Annotated in this window: 5 protein-coding genes; 2 read left to right on the forward strand and 3 right to left on the reverse strand. The window is 43.4% G+C overall.

Annotated elements, in window-relative coordinates; all coding sequences use genetic code 11:
• Positions 1–172: 172 nt before the first annotated feature.
• The 3 genes from gorA to AAEY79_RS14055 all read right to left on the reverse strand — a co-directional run bounded on the left by gorA (position 173) and on the right by AAEY79_RS14055 (position 2,999).
• Positions 173–1,528: a glutathione-disulfide reductase gene (gene gorA, locus AAEY79_RS14045; RefSeq protein WP_025652626.1), complete on the reverse strand. Its 1,356-nt coding sequence runs from the start codon at positions 1,526–1,528 to the stop codon at positions 173–175.
• Between the two features lie 201 nt (positions 1,529–1,729).
• Complete coding sequence (locus AAEY79_RS14050) at positions 1,730–2,182, reverse strand: threonine/serine exporter family protein (protein WP_025652627.1); 453 nt, start codon at positions 2,180–2,182, stop codon at positions 1,730–1,732.
• A 1-nt stretch (position 2,183) separates the two neighbouring features.
• A complete protein-coding gene (locus AAEY79_RS14055) occupies positions 2,184–2,999 on the reverse strand; it encodes a threonine/serine exporter family protein (RefSeq protein WP_350588496.1) in 816 nt (271 codons plus the stop codon).
• A 163-nt stretch (positions 3,000–3,162) separates the two neighbouring features.
• Here AAEY79_RS14055 and AAEY79_RS14060 point away from each other — a divergent pair, with 163 nt between their 5' ends.
• Both AAEY79_RS14060 and AAEY79_RS14065 read left to right on the forward strand, forming a co-directional pair.
• Positions 3,163–3,444 carry a DUF503 domain-containing protein gene (locus AAEY79_RS14060; RefSeq protein ID WP_101212449.1) on the forward strand — a complete coding sequence of 94 codons (282 nt, stop codon included), beginning with the start codon at positions 3,163–3,165 and terminating at the stop codon, positions 3,442–3,444.
• A 335-nt stretch (positions 3,445–3,779) separates the two neighbouring features.
• Positions 3,780–4,634 (forward strand): M48 family metallopeptidase, encoded by an 855-nt coding sequence (locus tag AAEY79_RS14065; RefSeq protein WP_350588495.1) that lies wholly within the window; start codon positions 3,780–3,782, stop codon positions 4,632–4,634.
• The last annotated feature ends 558 nt before the right edge of the window (positions 4,635–5,192 follow it).

Below are 5,192 nucleotides of genomic sequence, written 5' to 3' on the forward strand. Positions count from 1 at the left end.
TTTATGATTATGTTTGATGATCGTATTAGTAAGCACTTAATCTAAATGGCAGTTACACAGAATTCGGGATGGGCTCGAGATAGTCCTCAAACCTAGCAAAAAAGGCTACTCTCTCAAGAATAGCCCCTCTACTTACACACCCTATAAAACTAACGCATATATCAACGCGACATTAACGCATGGTCACAAACTCTTCCGAGCCAGTTGGATGAATGGCAACCGTATTATCAAAGTCTGCTTTCGTCGCGCCCATTTTTATCGCTACCGCAAAGCCTTGAATCATCTCATCGACACCAAAACCTATGCCATGCAAACCGATGACTTTTTCATCATCGCCCAAGCAAACGAGCTTCATCACGCATTTTTGGCGATGCTGAGTTACCGCGCTGTACATCGAGGTAAAGCTCGAGGTGTAGCATTTGATATTGTCTTTACCATACTGCTCAACCGCGTCAATCTCAGACAAACCAATCGTGCCGATAGGGGGGTGAGTAAAGATAACCGTTGGTACCAAGTCATAAACCAAATGCTCGTCTGTCTTATCATTAAACAAACGCTCTGATAGGCGGCGACCTGCTGCGATAGCGACGGGTGTCAAATCAATACTGTTTTCGATAATATCACCGACCGCATAAATACCATCGACATTAGTATTTTGGAATTTATCGACCTTGATTTTGCCATTATCAGTCGTTTCCACACCCGTAACATCCAAATTGATATTGTCCGTCGAAGGCGCACGACCTATCGCCCAAATCAAACAATCAACGGTATCAAGCGCACCATCTTTGGTAAAGAGTTCTAAACTGCCATCGTCGTTTTTATTGACTTCCGTCAGCGTCGTTTCAGTATGCAATTGAATACCATCTTGCTCCATCTCTATCAATAACGCTTCTACGATAGTATGGTCAAACGAGCGTAGCGGCGAATGTTGACGCACATACAGATGTACCTCAGCGCCCAGACTGTTGAGCACGCCAGCGATCTCAACCGCGATATATCCTGCCCCGACGATAGCCACGCGTTTTGGCAAATGATTTAATCTAAAAAACCCATCAGAATCAATACCGTGTTCCGCGCCTTTGATATCAGGGAAGATAGGATGACCACCCGTCGCGATCAAAATATGGTCAGCGGTGATATGTTCGCCATTGACCTCGACCGTATTGGTATCGACGAATTTGGCAAAGCCTTTTATCACTTCAACGCCGTTCTTTGCCAAATTATTATCATAAGAGCGATGAATGTTTTGGATATATTGTTGACGACTATTGACCAGCTTTTGAAAGTCAAAGCCTTTTAACTCAACGTCAAAACCATAGTCTGGCGCATACTTTTCGATAGCTTCGGCCACTTGTGCGCCATACCACATCACCTTTTTGGGCACGCAGCCCCAGTTTACGCAGGTGCCGCCTAATTGCTCCGCTTCGATGATGGCGCATTTTTTGCCATAGCTTGCCGCTCGGTTGATTGAAGCAATCCCGCCGCTACCGCCACCAATGGAAATATAGTCATAATGTTTGGTCATAGTTAAGTCTCTTTATTTAGTACGTATTGATGCGTATTGGTACAATTTTGCAGTCTATTATTTTTTAATTCTGTTATTTTTAACTCTATTGTAATGGGTATGATAATGAATCTTACAAGGTTTTGCTTATGAAGATGTGCCAGCTAGCACCACGCTATAAAAATATTTAGGCAAAAATAGCCTAACACCTTATAAGCCCATCTAAACAATAGCGCGCCGTCTATAAAATAACAGCCCAGGAATGGATAAGCCTAGCACCAATCCTGAAGTCACAAATAAGGCCTCAAACAAATACACCATCATTTGGCTAAATAATTCGTCGGAAAAGCCAAAATAGCCAATCTGTACCATACTGACCATCGCCTTATAAGCAGCGATACCGGGCATCATACAGATGACGCTTGGCGAGATTAACGCTTTGGGCGGTAAGGTATATTTTTTAGAAAAGTACACGCCTAAAAAGCTGGCAAGCATCGCCCCAAAAAAGCTGGCTACCACCAGATGTATGTGCTGATAGACCAGCGCTGTTTTTAGTCCGAACCCAAAGGCGGTCATCAGCAAACAAGGTGGAATATAGCGTTTGGGTACGCTGAACATGAGTGTCCAACCAAGGGTAATAATACACGACAGGGCAACGGTTTCAATGAACCACATGTCAAAATCCCCAGTGCTGTATTTGTAGTAAAACCAGCGCCATCACAATGCCAACGCACGCTGACAAGGTTAGCATATAAGTAAAAACGGCACGTCCAATGCCGATATTGACATAGCCCTTTAAGATGTCTGAGAAAGAATTGATTAAAGGAAAGCTTGGAACTAGTAAGAGCACGCTAGAGGCAACGGCAATATCTGCATTATTACCAATATCAAAATAGTAAGTCGTCGCCCCAATCAAAGAGGCGATAAAAGCCGTCACGATGACGGTGATAAAAGGATTGAAATGCTGCTTGGCCAAATAAATGCGAGTGAACATCGCGACCATACCAGCGACAAAGGTCACCGCGGTAATCGACCAACTACCGCCATTAAGATTAGCAAACGCAGCACAAGATGCACCGACAAACACGCCCACTAGCCACGTTGGATAAACCGTTTTATCTAATTCATCAAACGCAAGGGTGGTGCGGTCAGTCAGCTCAGACTTCAGTTTATGGTTATCTAGCTTGTGGCTATTTGTATTGGCTTCGGTTTTATTGATGATTTGCTGGATTTGTACCAATAAATTGACATTGATGCTCTGATTAATCGTGTCTCGAGTGGTGGTGATACAGCGCTCATTACAGATGGTCGTCAAGGTAATAGCATTAAAATTCAGCGAACATTCTACGCTACTCATTCCCAAAGCGAATCCCAAACGTTTAGACAAGTCCACCACCACAGCAGACTCGGCACCATATTGCATAAGGAGTAGTCCGCAGCGCACGCATAATCGAGTAATACGCTGTTGCTGTACGTAGCTGATAGAAGTCATTGGGCGAGTACGCATATTGGCTATTATGATTTTTATGAATGGTATTAGTATAAACAGTGTGAGTCGTTATGAGGTATCGATACGGCAAGGTAACGATAGCATAACTTGCCGTGCTTATTTGCTACTATTATAAAGCGTAAACCACTGTCGCAAGGAGAATAAAATGCATATCGCTATCTTAACGCTGACTTTCGCGCTACCCGGTTGTAGCTCATTAAAAGAAAAACGCCAACGTATGGGTGGCTTGCATGCACGATTTGGTAATACGCTAAGTGTCGCGGTATGTGAAAGCGGCGAGCGTGATCGGCATGATGCCAGCGAATGGACGTTTGTGGTAGTGGGGCTATCTAAACGTGAGGTCGAATCACAATGCAGTCAAATAGAGGAGAAGATAGAGCGGACCGTAGATGCGCGGGTGATGAATGTTGAGAGAGAGTTTATGTAGGTGGGCTTTATTGCAGGCCGCTCTCTGAGTAGAGGTTCTATTAAAAATGATAAAGTTGTATGTTTCAAAGGTAGGTCGGTAAAGCTTAAGACAACGAACAAACAATATACTACAAATTTAATAGACTTTTGTTTTATACCATGATAATCTCCCACTCGGTAATTTAGACACATTACTTACACCTCATTTACATTTTAGTCACATTATTAATTATATATTGCTTTCAGTGCGCGGATTGCATGATATAAATTTTGATAGTGGGATTTTAAGTTCATCAACGCATTACCTTTATTTTAGCCAATCACCTTAATTATATTTCTCAACTAGGACGTCTAATGACAACTTTTAATAACATAAAAAATGCTCTATTGCTTACGACGATTACTACTTTAGTAGGCTGTACTACGATAGCTGATATGTCAGGGTACGATACCAATAGCATGAATGCCGATGCGGCTAAAAATTACTCTCAAGTGGTTTCTAGTGCTAATAGTCAAGGCGCAGTAGATAATACGTCTGCCACTGCTATCCGAGTTAAAAGAGTCTTTAATCGTATGAAGCCCTACGCCGTTCGCGCTAATACGACAGGCGTCCCTTTTGATTGGCAGATCACTGTTCTACGTTCACCTGAATTAAATGCTTGGGCAATGCCGGGTGGTAAGATGGCTTTTTACACCGGTATTGTAGAGAAGTTACAGTTAACGGATGCAGAGATCGCTGCGATCATGGGACATGAAATGACCCATGCGTTAGCTGAGCACAGTAAAAAAGATGCTGGGCAAAAAATTCTGACAGGCTTAGCGCTGCAGTTAGGTGGTGCCGAACTACAGGCAAAAACAGGTTTGAGTGATGATGCGTTGGGTTTGATTAGTGACTACGGACTTGATAAGCCGTTTTCTCGTAGCCAAGAATCACAAGCCGATGCGGGTGGTCTACGCTTGATGGCACAGGCAGGCTACAATCCAGAAGCTGCCGTTGCAGTATGGCAAAAAATGGAAGCCGCCAATGGTCGTAGCAACACCATAGCTACTTTGATGTCTACGCATCCAAACTCTGGGCAGCGTATCGCTAAAATTCAGGCACTCTTACCTGAGGTTACGCCAGTTTATCAAGCGGCTGCGAAAGCACCTGCTAACGCAACTAGTGGGGCAATTACTGGAGTAACTACTAGAACCATTAAACGTAGATAACTCAGTAAATATCCTCAAAAGTAAATGTTATCAAAAAAGGTAAGTCAAAAGACTTACCTTTTTTTGCGAAGGAATATTGAAAAGTGGCTGGTTTGATTTTTATCTTATGTCGTGATGCTGGGTGTCGAGTAGGTTGGCGGCGAGATACAAGACCTAACGGCTAAATATTGGAGCCAATCCCGCTTTTCGCTTATATCTACTCACTGATACGAGGCGAGGGCTACGGTTTGTCCTGTCTCTTGCTCCGCGTAGCCAAGCCAAAACCTAGTCCTCGCAACTCGTTCAATTGAGCAGGATAACCGCTACAATCGGGGCTAAACCGCATCTCAAGGCGACCTTCATAAACTAAATGGTAGGTTGGGTGGAGTTTGCGACACCCAACCTTGTATCTCGCCTAGATGATAGTTTCATCGAGGCTTGCTTGCTACAATGTACGGGCTTGTTCATTTAATTTTAAAACTTCTTTTGGACTTCTATGTTTAACCCCACTCTCAACTTGAAATAAGCAAATCAAACTGAAGAGGCGGATTACCAAGTTTTTTGTTGAGTACAAAGCAC

The sequence above is a fragment of the Psychrobacter sp. GW64-MNA-CIBAN-0177 genome (assembly GCF_040309585.1).
Classification (GTDB): domain Bacteria; phylum Pseudomonadota; class Gammaproteobacteria; order Pseudomonadales; family Moraxellaceae; genus Psychrobacter; species Psychrobacter okhotskensis.